This window comes from Tunturiibacter gelidiferens (genome assembly GCF_014201335.1).
Lineage (GTDB): Bacteria > Acidobacteriota > Terriglobia > Terriglobales > Acidobacteriaceae > Edaphobacter > Edaphobacter lichenicola_E.
In genome coordinates, this window is the sequence record NZ_JACHEB010000014.1 from 159632 (window position 1) to 179474 (window position 19843).

19 protein-coding genes and 2 tRNA genes are annotated in these 19843 nt (G+C 55.2%); 8 read left to right on the forward strand and 13 right to left on the reverse strand.

The features are described from left to right. Window positions 1-44 precede the first annotated feature (44 nt). Window positions 45-962 carry a transcriptional regulator gene (locus HDF14_RS23635; protein WP_183981217.1) on the reverse strand — a complete coding sequence of 306 codons (918 nt, stop codon included), beginning with the start codon at window positions 960-962 and terminating at the stop codon, window positions 45-47. 1167 nt (window positions 963-2129) lie between these two features. Between HDF14_RS23635 and HDF14_RS23640 the strand changes: the two genes are divergently transcribed. Next, window positions 2130-3116: a rhodanese-like domain-containing protein gene (locus HDF14_RS23640; RefSeq protein ID WP_183981218.1), complete on the forward strand. Its 987-nt coding sequence runs from the start codon at window positions 2130-2132 to the stop codon at window positions 3114-3116. A gap of 212 nt (window positions 3117-3328) precedes the next feature. On the opposite strand, the gene HDF14_RS23645 is transcribed toward HDF14_RS23640, so the two are convergent. Continuing rightward, entirely contained in the window at window positions 3329-4036 is a 708-nt protein-coding gene (locus HDF14_RS23645) for a TetR/AcrR family transcriptional regulator (RefSeq protein WP_183981219.1), read from the reverse strand. 109 nt (window positions 4037-4145) lie between these two features. On the opposite strand from HDF14_RS23645, the gene HDF14_RS23650 reads away from it, so the two are divergent. Then, a complete protein-coding gene (locus HDF14_RS23650) occupies window positions 4146-5312 on the forward strand; it encodes an FAD-dependent oxidoreductase (protein WP_183981220.1) in 1167 nt (388 codons plus the stop codon). A 38-nt stretch (window positions 5313-5350) separates the two neighbouring features. Here the strand turns inward: HDF14_RS23650 and HDF14_RS23655 are convergent, their stop codons facing one another. Continuing rightward, window positions 5351-6577, reverse strand: coding sequence for a type IV secretory system conjugative DNA transfer family protein (locus HDF14_RS23655; RefSeq protein WP_183981221.1), 1227 nt, complete (start codon window positions 6575-6577; stop codon window positions 5351-5353). A 166-nt stretch (window positions 6578-6743) separates the two neighbouring features. Between HDF14_RS23655 and HDF14_RS23660 the strand changes: the two genes are divergently transcribed. Beyond that, complete coding sequence (locus HDF14_RS23660; RefSeq protein WP_183981222.1) at window positions 6744-7787, forward strand: LysR family transcriptional regulator; 1044 nt, start codon at window positions 6744-6746, stop codon at window positions 7785-7787. 157 nt (window positions 7788-7944) lie between these two features. Here HDF14_RS23660 and HDF14_RS23665 read toward each other — a convergent pair whose 3' ends face one another. The 5 genes from HDF14_RS23665 to HDF14_RS23685 all read right to left on the reverse strand — a co-directional run bounded on the left by HDF14_RS23665 (window position 7945) and on the right by HDF14_RS23685 (window position 13286). Beyond that, complete coding sequence (locus tag HDF14_RS23665; protein WP_183981223.1) at window positions 7945-9102, reverse strand: glycosyltransferase family 9 protein; 1158 nt, start codon at window positions 9100-9102, stop codon at window positions 7945-7947. A 613-nt stretch (window positions 9103-9715) separates the two neighbouring features. Beyond that, a tRNA-Asp gene (locus HDF14_RS23670) sits at window positions 9716-9792 on the reverse strand. Between the two features lie 464 nt (window positions 9793-10256). Continuing rightward, a complete protein-coding gene (locus tag HDF14_RS27755) occupies window positions 10257-10457 on the reverse strand; it encodes a metal-sensitive transcriptional regulator (RefSeq protein ID WP_406707264.1) in 201 nt (66 codons plus the stop codon). A 176-nt stretch (window positions 10458-10633) separates the two neighbouring features. Further along, window positions 10634-13060, reverse strand: a complete 2427-nt coding sequence (locus tag HDF14_RS23680; protein WP_221304847.1) for a heavy metal translocating P-type ATPase — start codon at window positions 13058-13060, stop codon at window positions 10634-10636. A 13-nt stretch (window positions 13061-13073) separates the two neighbouring features. Then, the gene (locus HDF14_RS23685; protein ID WP_183981225.1) at window positions 13074-13286 is read right to left on the reverse strand and encodes a heavy-metal-associated domain-containing protein; all 213 of its coding nucleotides are present in this window, start codon (window positions 13284-13286) and stop codon (window positions 13074-13076) included. Between the two features lie 163 nt (window positions 13287-13449). Between HDF14_RS23685 and HDF14_RS23690 the strand changes: the two genes are divergently transcribed. Both HDF14_RS23690 and HDF14_RS23695 read left to right on the forward strand, forming a co-directional pair. After that, window positions 13450-13526 (forward strand) — tRNA-Val (locus HDF14_RS23690). Between the two features lie 192 nt (window positions 13527-13718). Continuing rightward, entirely contained in the window at window positions 13719-14939 is a 1221-nt protein-coding gene (locus tag HDF14_RS23695) for a tyrosine-type recombinase/integrase (protein ID WP_183981226.1), read from the forward strand. A gap of 27 nt (window positions 14940-14966) precedes the next feature. On the opposite strand, the gene HDF14_RS23700 is transcribed toward HDF14_RS23695, so the two are convergent. Then, window positions 14967-15140, reverse strand: a complete 174-nt coding sequence (locus HDF14_RS23700; protein ID WP_183981227.1) for a hypothetical protein — start codon at window positions 15138-15140, stop codon at window positions 14967-14969. Between the two features lie 251 nt (window positions 15141-15391). Between HDF14_RS23700 and HDF14_RS23705 the strand changes: the two genes are divergently transcribed. The 3 genes from HDF14_RS23705 to HDF14_RS23715 all read left to right on the forward strand — a co-directional run bounded on the left by HDF14_RS23705 (window position 15392) and on the right by HDF14_RS23715 (window position 17047). Then, on the forward strand, window positions 15392-15610 hold the full coding sequence (locus HDF14_RS23705) for a hypothetical protein (protein WP_183981228.1): 219 nt from the start codon (window positions 15392-15394) through the stop codon (window positions 15608-15610). 698 nt (window positions 15611-16308) lie between these two features. After that, window positions 16309-16752, forward strand: coding sequence for a hypothetical protein (locus HDF14_RS23710; protein ID WP_183981229.1), 444 nt, complete (start codon window positions 16309-16311; stop codon window positions 16750-16752). A gap of 136 nt (window positions 16753-16888) precedes the next feature. Next, on the forward strand, window positions 16889-17047 hold the full coding sequence (locus HDF14_RS23715) for a hypothetical protein (protein WP_183981230.1): 159 nt from the start codon (window positions 16889-16891) through the stop codon (window positions 17045-17047). A 171-nt stretch (window positions 17048-17218) separates the two neighbouring features. Here HDF14_RS23715 and HDF14_RS23720 read toward each other — a convergent pair whose 3' ends face one another. The 4 genes from HDF14_RS23720 to HDF14_RS26185 all read right to left on the reverse strand — a co-directional run. Further along, window positions 17219-17992 carry an HK97 family phage prohead protease gene (locus HDF14_RS23720; RefSeq protein WP_183981231.1) on the reverse strand — a complete coding sequence of 258 codons (774 nt, stop codon included), beginning with the start codon at window positions 17990-17992 and terminating at the stop codon, window positions 17219-17221. A gap of 7 nt (window positions 17993-17999) precedes the next feature. Next, complete coding sequence (locus HDF14_RS23725; protein ID WP_183981232.1) at window positions 18000-19136, reverse strand: phage major capsid protein; 1137 nt, start codon at window positions 19134-19136, stop codon at window positions 18000-18002. 66 nt (window positions 19137-19202) lie between these two features. Beyond that, on the reverse strand, window positions 19203-19439 hold the full coding sequence (locus HDF14_RS23730; RefSeq protein WP_183981233.1) for a hypothetical protein: 237 nt from the start codon (window positions 19437-19439) through the stop codon (window positions 19203-19205). Beyond that, on the reverse strand, window positions 19436-19843 hold a 408-nt coding region (locus tag HDF14_RS26185), incomplete at its 5' end, for a hypothetical protein (protein WP_221304848.1). The genes HDF14_RS26185 and HDF14_RS23730, both read right to left, overlap by 4 nt.

A 19843-nucleotide genomic window follows, 5' to 3' on the forward strand; every position in this document is an offset into this window, starting at 1 on the left:
ATGACCTCTGAACGAACGTGAGTGCCGCCCGTCGGACGCTCTCCCTAAGAGGATTTTCTCAAGGAAGCAAGCTTGTGCAAGGCGGCCTTCGCAGCAACCACGGCAACCATGGAGTGAGATTTGAGATAGTCGATCGACGGAGACTGGCCGGGCGGACGTGGAGTCAGACCAAGACTCCGAAGTGCGTGGTTTGCGCGATAGGTATTCGCCCGAAGAATGTCTCGAAACTGAACGTTGACATTGAGCGAAACAGAGACGTTGTCGTCATTCTCGACCCAGTGGGGACAATTTACCGGTATATGCACGCCGTTTCCGGGGCGCAATTTATAGGAAGTAGCGCGGGCTTGAAATTGCGGCTTGTAGACAGGCGCATTGTTATCCACTGTCCAAAAACGCTCAATCTCCTCTTCAGGAAGAACCTCGCGATCGGCGCGATCAAAGATGTGAATTGTCTTTGTTCCTTTGATCTGGAGCAAGAAGCTGCATTCACGATCGATGTGATAGGTTGCGACGCGCTTCGGAGAGGTGACGAAGATGAGAGCATCTTCGCGAAGAATCCGAGACTGTAGATCAAGGTCGATCTTCGACTTAATCTTTTCCCATCCACTGCCGAGAAATATCTTGTATTTAGGATCCTTCTGGACGTCTTTGAACAGGAGCCAAGCCCCACAGCTCTCGATACGCTCCATCGTTTCGAGGACCGAGAACTGTTTTGCGGGCATCTGATCCCATCGCTGGTCGACCCGGATGTCCTTGCCGGCGTCGTAGTAGATGCCGCCTGGTCTGGTCTTTTTCGTTCGATCCGCTAACTCCATGAGTTCGGGGATCTGCAGGAGTGGATGTTCCGCAAGGCTATGCGTGATCTCGAAGTGTTCGCGATCGAAGCCTCTGCTCATCCGATCACTGTCGGTTGTAATCCAGCACTCTTCGAGAAGGTCGTTCGAGATGGTTTGAATGGACATAACTAGCACATGCTCCCTTGCCACGATTTCACGCAGAGTCTATTTCTCCAGACTTGCGCACACAATTAAGATGCAAATATGGCTCAGTAACTTACTAAGGTGCTTTGCGAGAGTTCAACTTTCGATCGATCTGTTGAGCCTCCGGGGTACAGGTTATAGCTTTTTCCCACGAGAATCACTCAAAATCTTCAATTCTTGATTGGGTTTGTTTCGGCAATAACGGATCGGCAGGTAATACAGCTGATGAAGGTCGATGAGCATTGAGATCCGTAGTGAGCCGTCCGCATAAGAACGAACCTCGGTACATGCCGAGTGATAATCGATCGGAGTGAAACGCTTTTGAGTTTGCAATCACTATAAAGAAGAGGGTCGGTTTGGCTCTCTGACAGACGTGCGATATGCAAAATTGAAAAAGTAGGGGTTGGAATAATGCGAACTGAACAAAATCAGCTATTGTCCCTTTGGACCCTTGAGATTCCGCCAGGATGCGACGAAGGCATGGTGCATGTGCGCACATTCCTGGAGGCAGCTGGCGAGTGTGTCAATAATCTTGGTCTCGGGCGGACTAGCGGAAATCTGGCTTCTCTTCTGATCGCTCACCGGACGATGGTGGCTCACAGTGACAGGTGTAGACAATGTGCTGAAGCCCAGCTCTGAAAGACTGCCGTGGCTGTCGATCGAGGTTATGTTTTCAACGACGTAGATGAGTGCAAAGGCCGGGTCAAAAGGCATATCGGGTAGCACACTTATGGGGCCTGATGGCAGGGGCAGCGCAGGTTCTCGCACGCATTGGTCCCCATGGGTCGACTTCTGTTTGCCTGTCTCAATGGGCAATCTGAAGGCAGAGATAAGCGGTCGACTCATACCCTCTGGCGGGAGTGTCGACCGTGAATCGCTGGAATATGCCCACAGGCGTGCCCCCGGCCGAGGCTAGAACATTGACCCAATTCTTCCGGCCATGCTAGCGTCAAGATATGGCGTTTACTCTGTTCCATTGTTGTCGCTGCGACAAGCCCCTCGTTGGGTGAGCTGCGACATTCTCAGGGATTCCTGAAACGCCTTCTCCAAAGCTCATTCGCATACTCCATCGTTTGCCCGTAGCTACCGTCAACAAGTCGGCATCTATGCCTAGATCTGTTTGCGACGGATCAGCTCTGGAGAGATCCTATGCAGCTTGCACCAGAGGAAGTACTTGTACATGAAGTTAGCAGCTCGCTGATAGCAGCGAATGGCCAATCCGGCACGGTCTTGAGAACCCCTGAAGAACTCGCCAACATCGTTTCGCGGTTCGCGTCGTCAGAAGGATGGTTGGATCGGGTGCGGTTGCGCACCGAACACCGCTGGTTTCAGCGGCTGTATCACGGTCCGGACTATGACATCTGGGCGATCAGCTGGATGCCAGGACAATCCACCGGCTTCCACGACCACGGTGAGTCGTCGGGAGCTTTCGTTGTAGCGGCCGGTATTCTCGAGGAGCATCGTCCCGGAGAAGAGACCCTCGCAATACTCCCGGGTCTGCCCCGCGCATTCGGTCCCGAGTACGCGCACGACGTCCGTAATGTGTCCCCCGCGCCAGCCGTTAGCATTCACGCCTATTCGCCTCCGCTCAGCGAGATGAACGAGTACGAACTGGAAGGCAGTCAACTGGTTCCGCGTGAACACGCGTCTGAGCGGGCTGAGAGGCTCGATCTGGAGTGGCGAACACAGGGGCTGCAGCCCGTGGGCCGGACCGGTGCCTTGAGCATTGAGCAGATGCTTTCAGCGGCACGTGCCCGGCTGCGACGGCTATCTCCGCACGAGGCCTATAAGGCGGTAGCAAAAACAGGGGCAACACTCGTTGATATTCGTCCCGAGGCACAGCGCACGATTGAGGGGAGGATTCCGGGAGCATTGATCGTCGAGCGGAACGTGCTCGAATGGAGGTTCGACCCAGCATCCAACGCGCGGCTGCCGATCGCGAACGATCATGACCTCCAGGTGATCGTGTTCTGTTCCGAAGGCTACACCTCAAGCCTCGCGGCTGCGGCTCTGCAGGATCTCGGGCTCTGGCGCGCAACGGACGTAGTGGGTGGATTTCATGCATGGCGCTCAACGGGTTTGCCGAACGTGCCGCCAGACGAGGTCTCGTCGAAGGATCCTGCTGAAGAGCTATGACTGAATTCCTGTACTTCGTTGGCTTGACGCTGACACACGTAGCCACCTTACTGAAGGCAGCGTGCGGATTACTTCCGCAACGTCTACGACCTCCTAAACGCAGAGGTCGTGGATCCGTCAACTGGCGTCGAAGAACTGGAACGAGCCACAGGCGTGAACAGATCAGGGCTGTAGATCGAGTTCCGAGACAAGGAATCCGGAGCGACGCTAATCTACGTTCGGTGCGGTGAGCCAATACCTCTGAGGATGAGATCGATCCCCGCGAGAAAATCCTTTCGGTCGTCGTGAGAGCGCAACTGTGCGGCCAGGCCGCGTGCGAACGGGTACTCCTCCGGATCGAGTTGCGACCACGCAGTCGATACCGCCTCCAGGAAGTCGGTTCTGTCGAGGCCTTGCGTCCGAGCGAACTGCCCGTTGGCCGCATTCCGCCCACCGACACCGAGGATATAGTTCAGCAACGCGGATACGGTTACCCAGTGTTCTTTTTTCGGCACACCCAGGATTCGAATCTGCTGGCCGATGCGTTCAACAATGCGCACCATGGGCGACTGCCCTGGAGCACGTGTGAGCGCCGAGCCGATCCACGGATGCTCGTCCATGGCGTCGAACATGGCCAACGCGAGGAGGCGAATGATTGCTTGCGGTGTCGCGCCAGGCGTGAGCGAAGCCAAGGGGGCGTTCATGGTGCGAGCGATGATGGCATCGCATGCAGCAGTCAGCAGATCGCTCTTATTGGCGATGTGCCAGTAAATAGCACCAGGGCCGGTGGCGAGCCGCTCGGACAGGGTGCGGAATGTGAGACCGCCTTCTCCGCTGCCGTCCAAAAGCTCGATCGATGTTTCAATGATTTGTTCCCGTGAGAGCGATTCTTCTCGTCGTAGGCTGCCGCTCGTCCTTTTGATACGTACTTTTTGAACCATACCTAATCTTGACATATATGGAACATCATTCCATAATAATGGAACGTTGTTCCATTATGGCCGTTAGCGCAGCAGTGTTTGGGCGGCCATGAACCACAAAGGAATCACTATGAATACTCCGATCACGATCATCGGTGCAGGGCTCGGCGGGCTGACACTTGCGCGCGTTCTCCACGTTCACGGAATTGCAGCGACAGTCTACGAGGCGGAAGTTTCGGAGAACGCACGAGCACAAGGAGGCTTGCTCGATATCCACGAATACAACGGGCAGCTCGCACTGAAGACAGCGGGACTCTTTGAGGAATTCCTCGGGCTCATCCAGGCTGATGCTGAGGCGCAATGCGTCCTGGACAAGGACGCCAACGTCCTGCTGTATCAGCCCGACAAAGGCAACGGCGGTCGACCTGAAGTACCCCGAGGGGACCTCCGTCGAATTCTGCTGGACTCCCTTCCTTCCGGCACAGTCCGCTGGGGACACAAAACCACAGCAGTGTCTCCCCTCGGCGATGGGAGGCACGCGGTGATCTTCGCGAATGGAGCTACAGTGACAACGGAGCTCCTCGTGGGCGCGGACGGAGCCTGGTCCAGAGTTCGTCCGCTCCTCTCCGACGTAAAACCGGAGTATGTTGGCACCTCTTTCATCGAGACCTTCCTTTTCGACAGCGAAACCCGCTACAAGGCAAGCGCAGAAGCGGTTGGCAGTGGCACTATGATGGCTCTTGCGCCAGGCAAAGGCATCATGGCACACCGCGAGGCCGATGCCACGCTGCATGCGTATGTGGCGCTCAACAAGCCGGAGGACTGGATCTCCAGTATCGACTTCTCCGATCCGGTATCTACCTTGGCCCGCGTTGCCGCGGAGTTTGATGGATGGGCTCCTGAGTTGACAGCGCTCCTCACCAGCACAGAGACCGACCCTGTGCTTCGCCCTATCCACGCGCTGCCGGTTGAGCACAGATGGGACCGAGTGCCCGGGGTGACGCTGATCGGCGATGCAGCGCACCTTATGTCGCCGTTCGCTGGCGAAGGAGCAAATCTCGCTATGTACGACGGTGCGGAACTTGGGAAGGCCATAGCCTCCCACCCCGGTAATGTTGAAGCTGCGCTCATCGCGTATGAACAGGACCTCTTTCCTCGCAGCGCGTCCGCCGCCGCGGAGGCTGACCGGAACCTTAAGCTGTTCTTCGACGAAAACTCGCCTCAGAGCGTGGTTGATTTGTTTAACAACTACCAGGCCGTAACGCCAGCAAATCATGCCCTCCGGGAAGTAATTTGAGTCTTGATAATCCTCAAACTCGCGCGGGGGTTCTCTTCTTACACCGCAGACTTGAATAGCTCGTCGTTGTAGTATCGCGCCTGCTTGCACTTAATGACTTTCGCATCGATCAGCAGTATCTGTTCCTCCGGCCCAAGCGCCATTATCTGGTCTGCAGAAACACCGCCAATCATATTCGCAAGATCCTGAGCCATCCGCATGTTCTTGGCACCGAACGTCTGGATGACTCCGGCGTTGTCGACGAGTGTATTTGCTTGTGAACCATAGATCTGGAGCTGTGCGACATTTTGCCAGAAGCTCCACAGCGTAAGCCCCCATGAACGCATGAGCGTCGAAGCCGTGAGAAACGCATCGATACGGCCAAGGTTCCCTATCTCGTCGCAGAGCATTAGCGTGCGCTCCGGCGGCGGCTCGCTTCGTTGCGTCATCGCCATGATCAGGCTAGTTAGCCACAGCCTGAGAATCGGTGCGTAGGCCTTTAACCGTAACGGAGGAACAATAATGTATAGCGTCATCGGCTCGCCCAGGGCCAGTGCAGCAACATCCATCGAGCTTGTATCCGTGAGTCGGCGAATCATCTCACTATCGAACAGCCTCAAGTGCGTTTGTGTTGACGACAGAACGCCATCTCTCGTTACCTCCGCGGAAATCTGAAGGTAGCTGGCGAATGCGGCTCTGGCTGCTTTGTCCATCTTCTTACCATGGGTGTCCAGAAGGATGGCGAGCTGGTAGTTGACGTCATCAGCCATGTACATATTGAAGACTTCGCTAAGCCGCCGCTTCTCCGCAGGACAATCCGCCAACAGCCAGACAAGGGCGCCGGAAATCAAGGTCTCGGCCCAATCGTTCCAAAATCTTTCTTTTTCGCGGTCTCCACGCTCGATGAGTTCCGCTGCAAAGCTCCGCGACATGGCTGTATAGTCCGTGCCGCTGAGCATCAAAAGGTCGAGCGGATTCAGCGAGCCAGGCAGACCCCTGTCGCTCATGTCGAGCACATGTACTTCTTGTCCCATTGCACGTCGAGCGGCCGCAGTCTTGGCGTAAATCTCTCCCTTAATGTCGATGACGATGAGTTGCCCGCGGTGCGTGAGTGCGTTGCAGATTACCGGTCCCGACGTCTTACCTCCGCCAGTCGGTGAGAACGTCATGAGATGCCCGTCGCCCGAATAGGTGATAAGCTCCCCGGACCTTGAAGCTGGCTGTTTGGCGAAGCCGATAGTCCGCGTGTGTGCCCCGCGACGGCCTAGAATCAGTTTCAACGACATGGTCTGCTCCCGTATCCGCGCTGCAGTTTCACCGTGGATGGGCTAAATTACGATCGCGCAAACACTCCTGTCACTGGTCACGCAATATAGGTGCTATACTCTGCGTCACGCGCAACCAAAGTGTGTCCATGCATGCGTGGAATGCAGACTTCTGGAGATCACGAAAGTGCAAGAGTTGGATATCCGCAGGAACGAGAAGTTTTTTCGCGAGATCATGCCCGAGCTCGCTACCTTTCATGCGGCATACCTTTACGAGACTCGTTCTGAAGCGGCAGGGATGCTCGGTAAGGATGCAACGAACGTCAGCCGCTCCATCATTAAGCTGGAAACGCTCTTAGGGTGCCGTCTTGTCGACCCGAAAGAAAAGAAGAGTGTAAAGCTTACTGACGCTGGCGTGAAGCTCCTAAAATTCGCCGAGGGGGTCATGCGTTTAAAGGACGGATTCTATTTGGAGCTAACGGATCTGAATGACGGTTCCGATATCACCGTCGCAACCACCAATTATGCGTGGCTCACCTACGCGGAGGAACTTGAAGGGTCTTACCGCAACATCAATCGCGAAGGATCACTCAATCCTGGCAAGGGCTTTTGGCAGCAGGACAGGGTGTGGGAAGAGCTTGAGGAATCTGTTCTCAAGGGGCAGGCCGATGTTGGCATATACAGTTATCCTCCCTCTCGTAAGAAAGAGTTCCCGAAGGATCTGACGCAGATTGATTGGATCGAGGAGGAATACGTCTTTGTCGTCCCGGCCAAAATCGCAGCGGAGGTAAAGAGAGACCGACTGTCCATATCCGATCTTGCCGGCGTCATGGCCGACCTTCCGCGAGTCGTGCATTACCGCCGGGAACACAAATTCGACAGGACGGCCCTCATCGAACAATACCTAAAACAACAGCGCGTTCTTTCCCGATATCCGGATGACTGGCTGTTCGGTGCTAACACCATCGATGAGATTAAGCACACACTCATTGAGAGAGGTGGCATCAGCTTCCTGCCATGGCCCACCGTCGCCAAAGAGCATAAGTTGAATACGCTTAAGGCATTCCCTATCAGGCCAGCTCTAAGGCCTCGGGTCATGAAGATTATTCACCGGGCCCACGGCTGCCGCAAGGCGGTTGATGACTTGATCCGTGCAGCCAAAAGAGTAAATTATTCCAGGAAATTTCCGGATGACGTGGTTCGCATTTCTACGGGCCACTCTCGATCCTGACCCCGCCGTGTTCCGATCCCGTTTGAACCACTGATCAGCCATCTCCTTTTCCGCCAAAAAGCCGCCACTGCGATCTCGCCTTACGACGGCTACGATGCGCGCGTCACTCTCCGATCAATGACGCATCTTCCTTCTCTCCCTGGGGGAGCCTCGCATACTAATCCCGACTAGGAGCTAGATTCCCTCCGTAGTCGGATAGGTGAGTCAATGATCTTGCGATGAGGGTCACGGTCTGCTCAAACACCTCGTCAACGGTGATCGACAAGATGCATTTCTTCTTCTCGACGACGCAGGTATTAAGACGGCAGTCTTCGCATTCGACACGGTGATATAGCACTCGGTGTCGCTCCCCATATGGAAACCAGATACCAGGTAAATTGCGAGACCCATAAATGCCGACACAGGGGGTTTGCACTGCAGCAGCAAGGTGCATCGGACCAGAATCGTGTCCAATAAAGACTACCGCTTGTCGAAAGACAGCAGCGCTTTCTCTCGGGCTGAGTACACCGCATAGGTTTAGCGCAGGCGCAGCAGAAGCACTCCGCCACACTTCCACGGCAAGTTCACTTGCGTCCACCTCAACTTTCGCGCCACAGATTACTAACGCGTGCTCCGGGTATCGTTTGGCCAGGCGCATCAGCAACGCCATCCAGTTCTCGTTCCCCCATTCGTTCGCTTGGTTCTTCGTACCAAAACTGATCGCGATAAACGGGCGATTGCCAATAGGTTCGAGCACAGTTTCTGCTCGTCCGTGCTCAGCAGTTGTTAGCTTTAGATCCCAGCTATCGGCATCGTCTAATTTCGCATCGCCGAGTTCCTTAATATTCCGCGTCAGGCGTTCACTCTCGTGCTCATAAATCGCTCCTTGAATGATATTCAGCGTGGGGGAAGCGACTAGCGCACGAGAGTTCTGCATGTCCTCTGTAAGAGGCACGCCGACAAGACGGCGGATCCCGCAAAGACGAAAAAATAGGGCGTTCCGTCTTGCATCTGGAAGACCGGACCTTGCTGCCATGTATACCAACACTTCAGGACGCCAAAGCAGAATCTGCCACCACACCCGAATTAACTCTAGGATGTTTCTCGTACGCAAGCTATAACGCAAAAAGCCGTGGATCAATCCGGTATGCTCCAAAATTGCCGAAGAAGCTGGTGCCTTGGCGTTTGGTGGAAAACTGGTCAGTAACCGTCGTTCCGCTTCCGGAAAAGCACGTGCAATAAGTTTGAACCCAGGAATCGCGACGACGGTATCGCCAAGACTGCCAAGCCGATAGACAAGAACCCTTTTCACAGGCTGTAGCGATTCGCTTTTCAAGAATACTCACCCTTCAGAGCATTTGGGAGGGAACATTTTGTGACGACCAAAATTGAATCACTATCGAAGAGCGCAGCAAAAGCAACCCAACGGAAAGAAGGATCGGTAGCATGCCGATGAGCTAGCCGTTGACTATAGCAAGATTCTAGAGCAAATAGAGTGAAAGCACGTGACGCGCTCCACACGCACAGTCATAAAAGCTCAGTGCTGTCATGAAAGTGAGGATTGGTGACTGCACAACGGTTCACATATAAGAGAACTTTTGGTCCACTTTTCAGCTAGAATCTTTCCTTCCCGAGCGGATGAGGCAGACTCTAAAGGGACGCTGACCACGGTCAATTGAAGGAGCTTGAGGGGAAGACGCACAGAACGTGGCGGCATCTAAACAAGGATGATGCGTTTCTGGAGTAGAGCTCAAAGAGCTTGAGACATGTAAATGCACGCATCACACTGGACCTCTACACACGGGGTGTTTTTGCAGATAAGCGCATAACAAGTGGGAGGCAGGCACAGATTTTTATGGATGGGAATGACGGCGGTAAAGGTTATTAGTACTGTAGGAATTAACTTGCCACTAGAGGTCCGCCATAAGCTGTTCATTCTTAGTAGCTTATGGCGGGGACGACGGGGCTCGAACCCGCGACCTCTGCCGTGACAGGGCAGCGCTCTAACCAACTGAGCTACGTCCCCAAGAGTGTTTTCAACACTTCGGATATATGTCATAGAGCAAGCGTTTCGCAGCTTTCGCCACTTTCGCCTTTTTCTACCTGTCGCGGCGGACTCGACTTCGGAGATGTTTGGATACCACGTGGACACCAAACGAACTCGACGCAACGACAAGATTGAGTTTACCAGAAGATGGCGGTCTTTGGTGTCCATTCGCCCTCCAACCGAGCCAAAAGTGGAACTCAACTGTGGATCGCCGGCCTCTTTCGAGTCTCCCACTTTGACCACAGAAGAGATTTCCATGACAGGGCTGGGAATGTCTTTCTCCGGAACGGAACCTTGTTTTCAACCAGTTTCGCATCCACACATCAGACGCTTCATCCATACGCATGGGCCGCGGCTGCGATAGTGATGAGGATGGGATCGTAGGCCACACTAGCAGACTTTTGATTTGGAGTGCATCTGCGATAAGCCTTTGCCGATCTTGATTAGCGTGCGTTTTTGTAGATGAGTTCCATTAACTCGTCGTACATCGCCTGCCTCTCCTCTGTGGATCCGGTGCGAATTGCCTGAGTTGCGCAGTGAGAGAGATGGTTCCGCATCAACGCTCTGGCCACGGAACGCAATGCCTCCTGGACTGAAGAGACTTGAGTAAGAATATCGGTGCAATAGCGATCTTCCTTGACCATCCGCTGAAGACCCCGGATCTGTCCTTCGAGCCGTCGCAACCGACGCAGGTTGGAGGCTTTGATCTCAGGATCGACTCCAACCGCCTTGCGGTCCGATTCGCCTATCTCGCAGCCGCACGATTCCACGATCGCGACGTTGGGTTTAGGATTTGCTTTCTTCGTCGGCATATTTTTCCTTAGTCAAGCTGGAGGCGGCGTAATCGCAAGCTGTTTGTGACAACACTGAAAGAGCTGAGAGCCATGGCTGCGCTGGCTATCACCGGGCTCAGCATCACTCCAAAAACTGGATAGAGCGCACCAGCGGCAATTGGAATCCCAATCACGTTATAGACGAACGCCCAAAACAGATTTTGCCGCATGACTCGCATTGTGCGGCGCGAGAGAGTCACCGCTGCCGCGACGCCATTGAGATCGCTCCGCATCAGCGTCACATCTCCCGCGTCCATCGCGATGTCAGCGCCACTGGCCATAGTCAGTCCCACGTCAGCCTGTGCGAGCGCAGGAGCATCGTTCACTCCATCTCCTACCATGGCTACCACGCGGTGTTCTGCTTGCAAGCGCTTGATTGCTTCAACCTTGCCAGCAGGAAGCACGCCCGCAATCACCTCATCGACGTTCACCTGCCGTGCAATGGCGTGAGCGGTGCGTTCGTTGTCGCCTGTAAGCATCACTACACGAAGTCCGTCGTCATGCATCTTGCGGATCGCTTCGATGGAATCAGGCTTGATCGTATCTGCAACAGCCAGGATGGCAACTAGTTCGTTGTCGATGGCGATCCATAACGGAGTCTTTCCTTCCGCTGACATTTGTTCTGCCGTTGCCTTCTGCGGCTCAATGGTGACACCGTGCATCTTCATCAGCGTAGGGTTGCCGATCAATATGATCTCGCCATCGACGACTCCTACGACGCCAAGTCCAGGGAATGACTCGAAGTCGTGCGCCTGGGGCAGATTCAAACCACGTTCTACTGCGTATTGAACGAACGCTTCCGCGAGAGGATGTTCACTCGCGCGCTCCAGTGCCGCGGCAGCGCGAAGGACATGATGCTCGGCGAGACTCGTAGCTTCACTCATTGCTATATTGCTATCGTTTGAAAGGAGTAAAAAGTCGGTAACCTCAGGACGGCCAGCTGTGATGGTTCCCGTCTTGTCCAGCACAACGGTATCGATCTTCTCCAATCGCTGAAGAGCCTCGCCACCTTTGATGAGAATTCCATAGTTGGCTCCTCGTCCCGTTGCAACCATCACAGCTGTCGGAACAGCCAGGCCCATCGCGCACGGACAGGCAATCACGAGCACAGCAACGGCAGCCACGAACGCCTGCATTACTCCTGAGTGCGGAGCCAACACACGCCATGCAGCGAAGGTGACGATCGCAATACCCAGAACCGTCGGCACAAACACGGCGCTGATGCGGTCCGCGATGCGTTGAATCGGAGCACGCGATCCCTGAGCCTCGCGTAGGAGGCGCACTATCTGTGACAGCATGCTGTCTGCGCCCAAGCTGGTCGCTCGATACTGCAGCGATCCGCGTTGGTTCAACGTTCCCCCCATCACCTTGTCGCGCGTCGTCTTTTCAATGGGTAAGGACTCGCCCGTGAGCATCGATTCATCGACACTGCTCCGACCCGAGATCACCTCGCCATCTGTCGGTATTCGCTCGCCGGGTCGCACCACCACGTGATCTCCGTTTTGAATCGACTCAAGCGGGACGCTGCTCTCGATTCCATCACGCAGAACAGTCGCAGTCTTCGGCTGCAGCTGGATGAGCTTGCGCAAAGCGCTTGCCGTCTGTCCCTTCGCCCTGCTCTCCAGCGTATTGCCAACCAGCACCAATCCGATGATCAGAATCGTGGCTTCAAAATAAACGTCGGGAGCGACGCCGCGGGCGACAAAGAAACCGGGAGTGATCGTACTGGCTGCAGAGTAGAGATAAGCCGCTCCCGTACCAAGAGCCACAAGTGTGTTCATGTCCGCCGTCTTATGTTGAAGGGCAGACCACGCTTTGATGTAAAACCTTCGTCCTGCCCAACTGAGGATGAACGTCGCGAGAGCAAAGAGGAACCATCGAATCGCGTTTGCGTTGAGGTCGTACATCCAGGGCAGTACGCTGCGCAACAGCGGATCAACTACTTGCATGGTCCAGTTCATCAGCGGATCTTTCATCCGCTCCATTCCAGTACCACCGTTGATCGTCATCAGGGGCATCGACAAGAGCATGCCAGCGCTACCGGCGATGAGGCTTACCACGGCCTTCTGTCGCAGTTGCCGATACTCCCTCAACTGCGTGTCGTCGTGCTCCTCCTGTTCGTCAAGAACCGACTGATGCTCCAGAGGAAGATGCGCGCCGTAGCCGGTGCCACGAATCGCCTCTACCAATGCGGAGATCGATGTTTCACCTTGGTCGAACGTCACCGTGGCGTTATGCAGCATAAGGCTTACCGTCGCATCCTTCACCCCAGCCTGATTGGCAAGCTCCCGCTGAACGAAGGACTGGCACGCCGCACACGTCATCCCGGTGACGGGAATCGTGACGTGCTTAGCCGCACCGGAAGCTACGACATTGCCGACGCCGCCGTCTTTGATCATCAAACTACCGGACATAGCATCCTCGCATTCACTCTTCGGTGCGTGCCTCGAACCCAATCTTGTTGACCGCCCCGGCGATCTTCTCCACAGTGACTTGTTCCGGATTGAACGTTACACTGGCCGATCCGACCTCCACGGAATTCACCTGAACCCCCTCCATCTTTCCCAAAGCAGCGCTAACTCTGCGGACACAAGCCTCGCAATGCATTCCTTCAATCGACAACGCAACTGCTTCCTGCATGGAATTTCTCCTTCTACTGAGTGGATGCAAATACCCCCCAGGGGTATTCAAGAAAATATTCTATACCTGCACAAAACCGGGGGTATCGCGTGCGTCCGCCCGAGGCGCATTGCATCCACGGCGCCGGTCCAATACACTGTCTTAGGTCCCACAGAACCGCAACGGGCGGTTAGCTCAGTTGGTTAGAGCGCCTGCCTTACAAGCAGGATGTCGGGGGTTCGAGTCCCTCACTGCCCACCATTCCCCATTCCCGCAGCGTCCAATACAGTCCAGTAAAGTTCATAAAGCAACACAAAATAAAAGAGTTACCCGAAAAGGGAGTCTTCCGTCGTCCGGCGACGTATGATAAAAGCCAGTGGTTTTGGGGGTACTTTTGGGGGTAGGTGATTCGCCAAAAGGGGGTACTTCCCAGAATTGCATGGGGGTACGGGGATGCGAAGTGACCTGACGGACATAAAGGTAAAGCAAGCGAAGGCAGGGACAGCGGCACGGAAGATGGGCGACGGTGGTGGTTTGTTTCTGTTCGTAACCCCGAGCGGCGGAAAGCTTTGGCGTTGGAAGTACCGCTATGAGGGTAAGGGAAAGCTGATGTCGTTCGGCCAGTACCCGGATGTTTCCCTGACGTTGGCCAGAGAGCTGCACAGACAGAACCGGGAACTGCTGGCTTCGGGCGTCGATCCGATGGCAGAGAAGAAGGCCGAGAAGCTTAGGGCGCAGGAGGCAGATGAGAACTCCTTCGCGACGGTCGCAGCGAAGTGGCTGGAGCACTGGAGAGAAGGGAAGAGCCCACGTCATGCGGACACGATGATCCGTCGTATGGAGGCCAACCTGTTTCCGAGTCTAGGTACTCGGCCCATCGCAATGATTGAAGCCCCGGAGCTGGTAAGAGTGGTGAAGGCAATCGAGGAGCGCGGTGCGGGAGACCTTGCCAAGCGTGCACTCCAAACGACAGGCCAGATCTTCCGCTATGCCATCGCTCATGGATACGCGAAACGGAACCCAGCCAGTGAGATCAAGCCAGCCGACATCCTGAAGTCGACGCATAAAACAAATTTGGCTCGGATCGACGCGAAGGAGTTACCGGACTTGCTCAAGGCCATCGAGGTCTATCAGGGCACACAGTTGACTCGGATGGCGTTCAAACTTATGACCCTGACCTTTGTGCGGACAACTGAGTTGATCGGCGCGAAGTGGAGCGAGTTCGATCTGTCAGCGAAGCGTTGGGACATCCCCGCTGAGCGCATGAAGATGAAGACACCGCACATCGTTCCGCTGGCGAGACAGACGCTTGAAGTGTTGGAATCGTTGAAGCTGATCTCAGGCGATAGTGAGTACCTGTTCCCGGGAGATCACGGAGCCACGACGATGAGCAACAACACCATCCTCCAAGGACTGGAGCGCATGGGATACAAGCACCGTATGACCGGGCACGGCTTCCGAGGTCTGGCTTCCACCATCCTGCACGAGCGTGGCTATCAACACGAGCACATCGAATTGCAGCTCGCCCATGCCCCGCGCAACTCGGTGTCAGCGAGCTACAACCACGCACTTTACTTGGAGCCGCGTACCAAGATGATGAGGGACTGGGCTGACTTCCTAGAGATGACGCAACGTGGTGTGAAGGTTTTGCCCTTCCGGTCGCGTGTGGGCTAACGTGGCGCGATTACGGGGCACTCTGGGCTACCGGGTGACGGCCCCAGTTATGCGGCAAACCTTCGCCGAGGTGCCATTCTCGAAGAAGTAGGTCACATCGGTGGCCGAGACTTCGCAGTCCTCAATGGCACCGTCGCGGGGCTGGCTTGCGGTGAGGACGATCTCGTCAGTCTGGTCTATGGTGAGGGTGGTGGTGGTCATGGTGTCTCTCCTGTGTCGCTGATAGCAGCGTCACCGATTCCAGAGAGCTTTCCCAGCACTCATTCAGTGGTTGGAATGACGTATGTACTCGTCGCGGCGTGTGACCCGCTAGGGCACTTTTTCAAAGAGACATATTGCTCATCGGTCAATGTCAGGTGAGTGCTTCCGCGTCCCCAAGCTTTAACGGAATGATCGAAGTCGTCTAGCTCGGCTGGTCCTGCATTGCATCGGATCACGAAGTCGCGGAGGTTATGCAGGGTAGCGAAGGCGAAGTATCGGTTCACTACAGAAGTCTTGCAGTCCTCTTCGATGAAGTGGATCGTCCACTTGTCGCGGTGCATGAAGTTCATCACGACTCGGTGCATGACGGAAGTTTAGAGCACGCGAACGTGGCCCTGTGGCGATTAGCTGTGGAGATTTGGAACACTACAAGGGACAGCGTCTCTCCGGTAAACGAGTTCTGGCTCTAGTGCAGCGAGTGGTCGAAGCTGCGACTCGCTGACCGGCGTGACACCAATTGGTGTCAAATTGCCAGCCACACTCGCAGCCTCAATCTGTCGATTGACATGCGTCTTACTCCATCCCCATCGTTCGCGACAGTAGAGTTCAAACGTGTCATGTTCGGCGCGATACAGTCGCTCATCGCGGATAAGGATAGGCCCCTCGAATGTCCCACACACACAGAGCGCGCTGGGAATTCTTTTGGTTTACGCAGCTGTCGGTTTGACGGTAGACTTCGGTACGCGAAAAAGACGAGTCGCTAGTTTCTCGAATCTCTTCTCGAATCTCTCTTTTGCCCCCGGGCCTTCGTGGTAATTCGTGTTCATAGCGCCCTCCAAGAAAGTCAATTAGCCCTATGCGCTTTGCTCTTATTTTGCTCACCGCGCTCTTACTGCCATCCCCAAGGCCCCATGGGGCAGAGACAAACAATTTCCAAAGCCAAACACGCATGTCTCCACCGTGTACTTGTACGATGGTCGTACAGCCAGCTAGTCCTCTACAAAAACAGCCCACCCAACAACAAGCGCAGCAGTGGCATAGAAATTGGCACAGGTGGATAGTCTGGTTCTGGCCACCCGTCTGGTCTAACTGGGCTTTGGTCGTCGCTGCTATCTGGGCTGGCTGCATCGCTCTGAGGACCTTGAGCGCTATTGAATCCCAAGCCGAAATGGCTCTCAAGCAGACGAACCTTCAGATAGCCATGCAACGTCCGTGGCTCCTGATAAAAGCCACCCATAAGGGCATGGGGTACGCCTTCACTGCCCATAACACCGGAAACAGTCCTGCCGTGATTACTTGGAGAGACCCATTCATTCCGGGATATGACATAAAAACAGGCGAGAGCCTTCCCCCAACTCCTACCTACGGTTATGGTTTCTCCGAAGGAGGAGAGCTTGTGCACGCTCTTTGGGTTGCACCGGGTGAGACGGAGGAGATCGGTATATTCGACAGCTTCGCCGCTTTCCGACCCGATGCCAGAATTTTTGTTTTCTCTGCCATCAAGTATGGGAACACGTATGACGACACTATTCACGAAAGCCGCTTTTGCTATCGGATCAGTGAAGGCACCATAGCCTTGGATGGCCCACCCGGCTACAACGACTACAACTAGAAGAAACAGCAAATGCCGATTTCCGCAAGATGAAACGATCCCCGGAAAGGTTCACTTAGTGAACCTTTGTTGGCGGCGGTCGCGTTCGGCTATTCTGGTGGGCATGCAGAGCATCAATTTGACGTTGCAAGACTTAATGAAACTCGCCGATAAACGCAAAATAGAGGTCGATGGGATTACCGTGAATCTCAGTCTGACCGTATATCCGACGCTCAAGATTGCGAAGGATCATCCAAAGGGTTCGTCGGTGCTCTTTGAATATGACGACGCCCCTGAGCTGGTCAGCGTCGAGTAATCGGCTTCGTAGGATGCTTCACACAACGTCGATGAGATTTCGACGATGTATTGATACATTCGAAAGGCCGGTATTTAATGCCGCCTTTCGCGACAACAGAAAAGCGGCCTACGGTGTCAGTCCGTAAACCGCTCTGCCCTCTCGCACTCTCACTCTCGCCGTGAGTATGCGCTAAATGACTAGCTTTTTCAACTCCATCGAGAACGCCTTCAGGTCTTCGATGTCGGCGGCGTCGGCTCTTGCCGCAACACATCCCGAACACTCGTCGCCCTGACACTGTTCGCAGTCGTCGTCGCACTCGTCGCAGTCTCCAGCGATGCACGCATCACAGTCGCACGAGCAGTCGTCGTCGGCGTCTTTTTTGAGGAGACTCTTCAGCGTGAGGTCGATGCTGCGGAGCTGGTCGAGCGTGTCGCCCTGAACGTCTCCAGGACGAACACTGCGCAGCAAACTTTCCACCTGAGAGAGTGACTTCACCGTGATGACTTGCGCTTGCCGATTCGCAGGCACGCTAACCAGCGAGCATTCATGAAGCATGATTTCCTTCAGCGTGCGCGTGCCGTCGTTGCCATACACAACTTTGCCGGTTGATTCCGGTGGCACGGTGTAGCCAATCGACAAACCCCTGACGACGCCCGACTTCATGAAGTTGTAAGCCCGTTGCGCTCCGCTGTCCGACATCAACAGTGTGCCGTTGACGACTAGCCCGGTCGGTGAGTCCGACATCTTCGCTATGCCAAGCGGCTCACTTTGCAAGTGTGCCCACAACAGCGGGAAGCCTGCGCCCTGCGATGCGATGGCTGCTTTGTATGCACCCGGTTCGATGATGTCGCCCTGTAAATCAGGCGGTCCACCGTACGTCGATGCAAGCCCTGTGAAGGTGCCCGTCGTCGAGTCGAGCGACTTCGCATTGAGGCGGAAGGAATAATCTCTGGTCTCCATCATTCCCCCTTTACGAGACTGGCGACGTGATGAAGGTGCCTGTGACGAAGCTGCCGGGTCGTTTGGTGATCAGCACCATTCTCTTCTCGGCACGGCACGCGCAGAGATTGGAAGTAAAGTACGAGGCGTGTTCGGTGCTCACCTCAAACTGCAACTCCATGCGGTCGCGAATCTCGCAGGCGGCGGGGTTGCCAGAGCCGACTAAGAAAACGCCTACCGGAATGCTGGTCGTCGGAATCACGAGCAAGTCGAAGAGTCTCGCGTTCGCGGTCGCCTGCGGGTCGCCGATGAGGTATCGACCAAAGGAGTCCTTCGTCAGTCGAATGCTCCACCAATCGGCGGGATGCATCACGACAAACGTCGGCGGAATCTCTTTTGCCGTCGTCAACTGCTCGATGGCACGCCCGATGATGTCGATACGGTTGAACCCTGCGGTGAGAGATAGCAAGCCAGTTTGAAACGCACTCGCCTGCGGGATGAGGCCGTGCAAGTTCTCGCCCGTATCGTCTCCCGCGAGGAGCTGCAACTCTTCCTCAAGGTTCACGTAGTAGGCAAGCGACGTTTGCAGGAAACTTGCGAGTTCGGTGAAGTCGTCGAGGATCTGCCGTGACGCTGGAATCCATGTCGCGATTGTGCGCACCTTCTCACTCTCGGATGTGAAGACGACGGCGTTCTCAGGCTTGACCGAAGCCTCTGGCACTGGTGAGGCGATGCCCATAGGAGTCGTGACCTTCACGAAGTCGACGACGGCGAAAGATGTCGGTCTCGATGTGAGCGCGTCACGCACGGTCAACGTCTGACGAGCTTCTGCCGTGATGCCAGTGTCACGATCAATCGCCAAAACGCCGGTCGTCTGGAAGCCTTGACCGGTCTCGGTGATGGTTGTCTTCCGACTGAGAAAGTCGCTCGCATCTTTGCCCGTCAGCGTGAGAACGGCTTTGCCACGGCGGTCGTTTAGGAGACGCTGAAAACCTTCATGCGACTTCAGCTTCTCAACGAAGGCGGGCGGCGTTGAGTCGCCAAAAATCTTGCTTGCGAAGTTGCGATCCTGTGCGTCAAGCTGCGTTTGGATGGCGGCGATCTTCGGCCCGTAGGCTTCGACCGACCCCTTGATTGAGTCGAGTACTGACTTGATATTTGGGTCCATGATGATGACACTCCATGACGCGGGATTCGTCGGCGCTGAATGGCTAACCTGACGGGTGGTGCCGCATCAACTACGCCTGCTGCTCTCTGCCTGCATCGGCTGGTGAGCTGCTGGAGTGTCTGCGGATAAGTATGCGCCAAGTTTGGGAGCAGCGGGTGAAGATTCGTTCCGCTGCCCGTCGTCGGTTGCCGGTGAGGTCTCGCGTTGCTGTGCTGCGTCGAGCCGGATGAGGGTTTGCACATCGACCCCCAGAGCGGCGGCGCGTCGCTTCAGCCGGTTCCATCTGAGAACACTTGTTCTCATTGCACGATGCCGCCTTGCTGCCGCATTCTCAGAATCTCAAGTTCCGCTTGATGGCTGTCGACCAACTTCATCAGCGCGGCGATCTTGGCGTTTTGCTCTGCGATTGTCACGTCCTGCTGCGCGATCTTGGCGTCGGCGAGTGCGAACAGCCGTTGGACTTTTATTTGCGCGCTGAGTAATCGCTCAATCACAGCTTCGCCGTTCGGTGCCTTGTCTATATCCCTTGCGAGTACCGACACTTCGTTTTCCATAACTGCCTCCGTTGTTTCTAAAATGGCCATAATCTGAAATTTCTTCAAAACCTGCGGAAGTTTGTGAAAGAGAACCCTGTGGTCTGTAAAGCGGCGACCGTAGAGATTCGACCGGCCCTCCCCCTTGGCAGAGAGTGTCCGCAGCGTATCGCT

What these genes read in the sequence shown, in the direction of transcription:
- HDF14_RS23680 (WP_221304847.1), bottom strand. Translation starts at nt 13,060, where the DNA reads ATGTCCGGTAGTTTGATGATCAAAGACGGCGGCGTCGGCAATGTCGTA.
- HDF14_RS23640 (WP_183981218.1), top strand. Translation starts at nt 2,130, where the DNA reads ATGCAGCTTGCACCAGAGGAAGTACTTGTACATGAAGTTAGCAGCTCG.
- HDF14_RS23645 (WP_183981219.1), bottom strand. Translation starts at nt 4,036, where the DNA reads ATGGTTCAAAAAGTACGTATCAAAAGGACGAGCGGCAGCCTACGACGA.
- HDF14_RS23705 (WP_183981228.1), top strand. Translation starts at nt 15,392, where the DNA reads ATGCAGGGTAGCGAAGGCGAAGTATCGGTTCACTACAGAAGTCTTGCA.
- HDF14_RS23720 (WP_183981231.1), bottom strand. Translation starts at nt 17,992, where the DNA reads ATGATGGAGACCAGAGATTATTCCTTCCGCCTCAATGCGAAGTCGCTC.
- HDF14_RS23635 (WP_183981217.1), bottom strand. Translation starts at nt 962, where the DNA reads ATGTCCATTCAAACCATCTCGAACGACCTTCTCGAAGAGTGCTGGATT.
- HDF14_RS23725 (WP_183981232.1), bottom strand. Translation starts at nt 19,136, where the DNA reads ATGGACCCAAATATCAAGTCAGTACTCGACTCAATCAAGGGGTCGGTC.
- HDF14_RS23650 (WP_183981220.1), top strand. Translation starts at nt 4,146, where the DNA reads ATGAATACTCCGATCACGATCATCGGTGCAGGGCTCGGCGGGCTGACA.
- HDF14_RS23700 (WP_183981227.1), bottom strand. Translation starts at nt 15,140, where the DNA reads ATGACCACCACCACCCTCACCATAGACCAGACTGACGAGATCGTCCTC.
- HDF14_RS23695 (WP_183981226.1), top strand. Translation starts at nt 13,719, where the DNA reads ATGCGAAGTGACCTGACGGACATAAAGGTAAAGCAAGCGAAGGCAGGG.
- HDF14_RS23685 (WP_183981225.1), bottom strand. Translation starts at nt 13,286, where the DNA reads ATGCAGGAAGCAGTTGCGTTGTCGATTGAAGGAATGCATTGCGAGGCT.
- HDF14_RS23655 (WP_183981221.1), bottom strand. Translation starts at nt 6,577, where the DNA reads ATGTCGTTGAAACTGATTCTAGGCCGTCGCGGGGCACACACGCGGACT.
- HDF14_RS23715 (WP_183981230.1), top strand. Translation starts at nt 16,889, where the DNA reads ATGAAACTCGCCGATAAACGCAAAATAGAGGTCGATGGGATTACCGTG.
- HDF14_RS23710 (WP_183981229.1), top strand. Translation starts at nt 16,309, where the DNA reads ATGGCTCTCAAGCAGACGAACCTTCAGATAGCCATGCAACGTCCGTGG.
- HDF14_RS27755 (WP_406707264.1), bottom strand. Translation starts at nt 10,457, where the DNA reads ATGGTCAAGGAAGATCGCTATTGCACCGATATTCTTACTCAAGTCTCT.
- HDF14_RS23730 (WP_183981233.1), bottom strand. Translation starts at nt 19,439, where the DNA reads ATGAGAACAAGTGTTCTCAGATGGAACCGGCTGAAGCGACGCGCCGCC.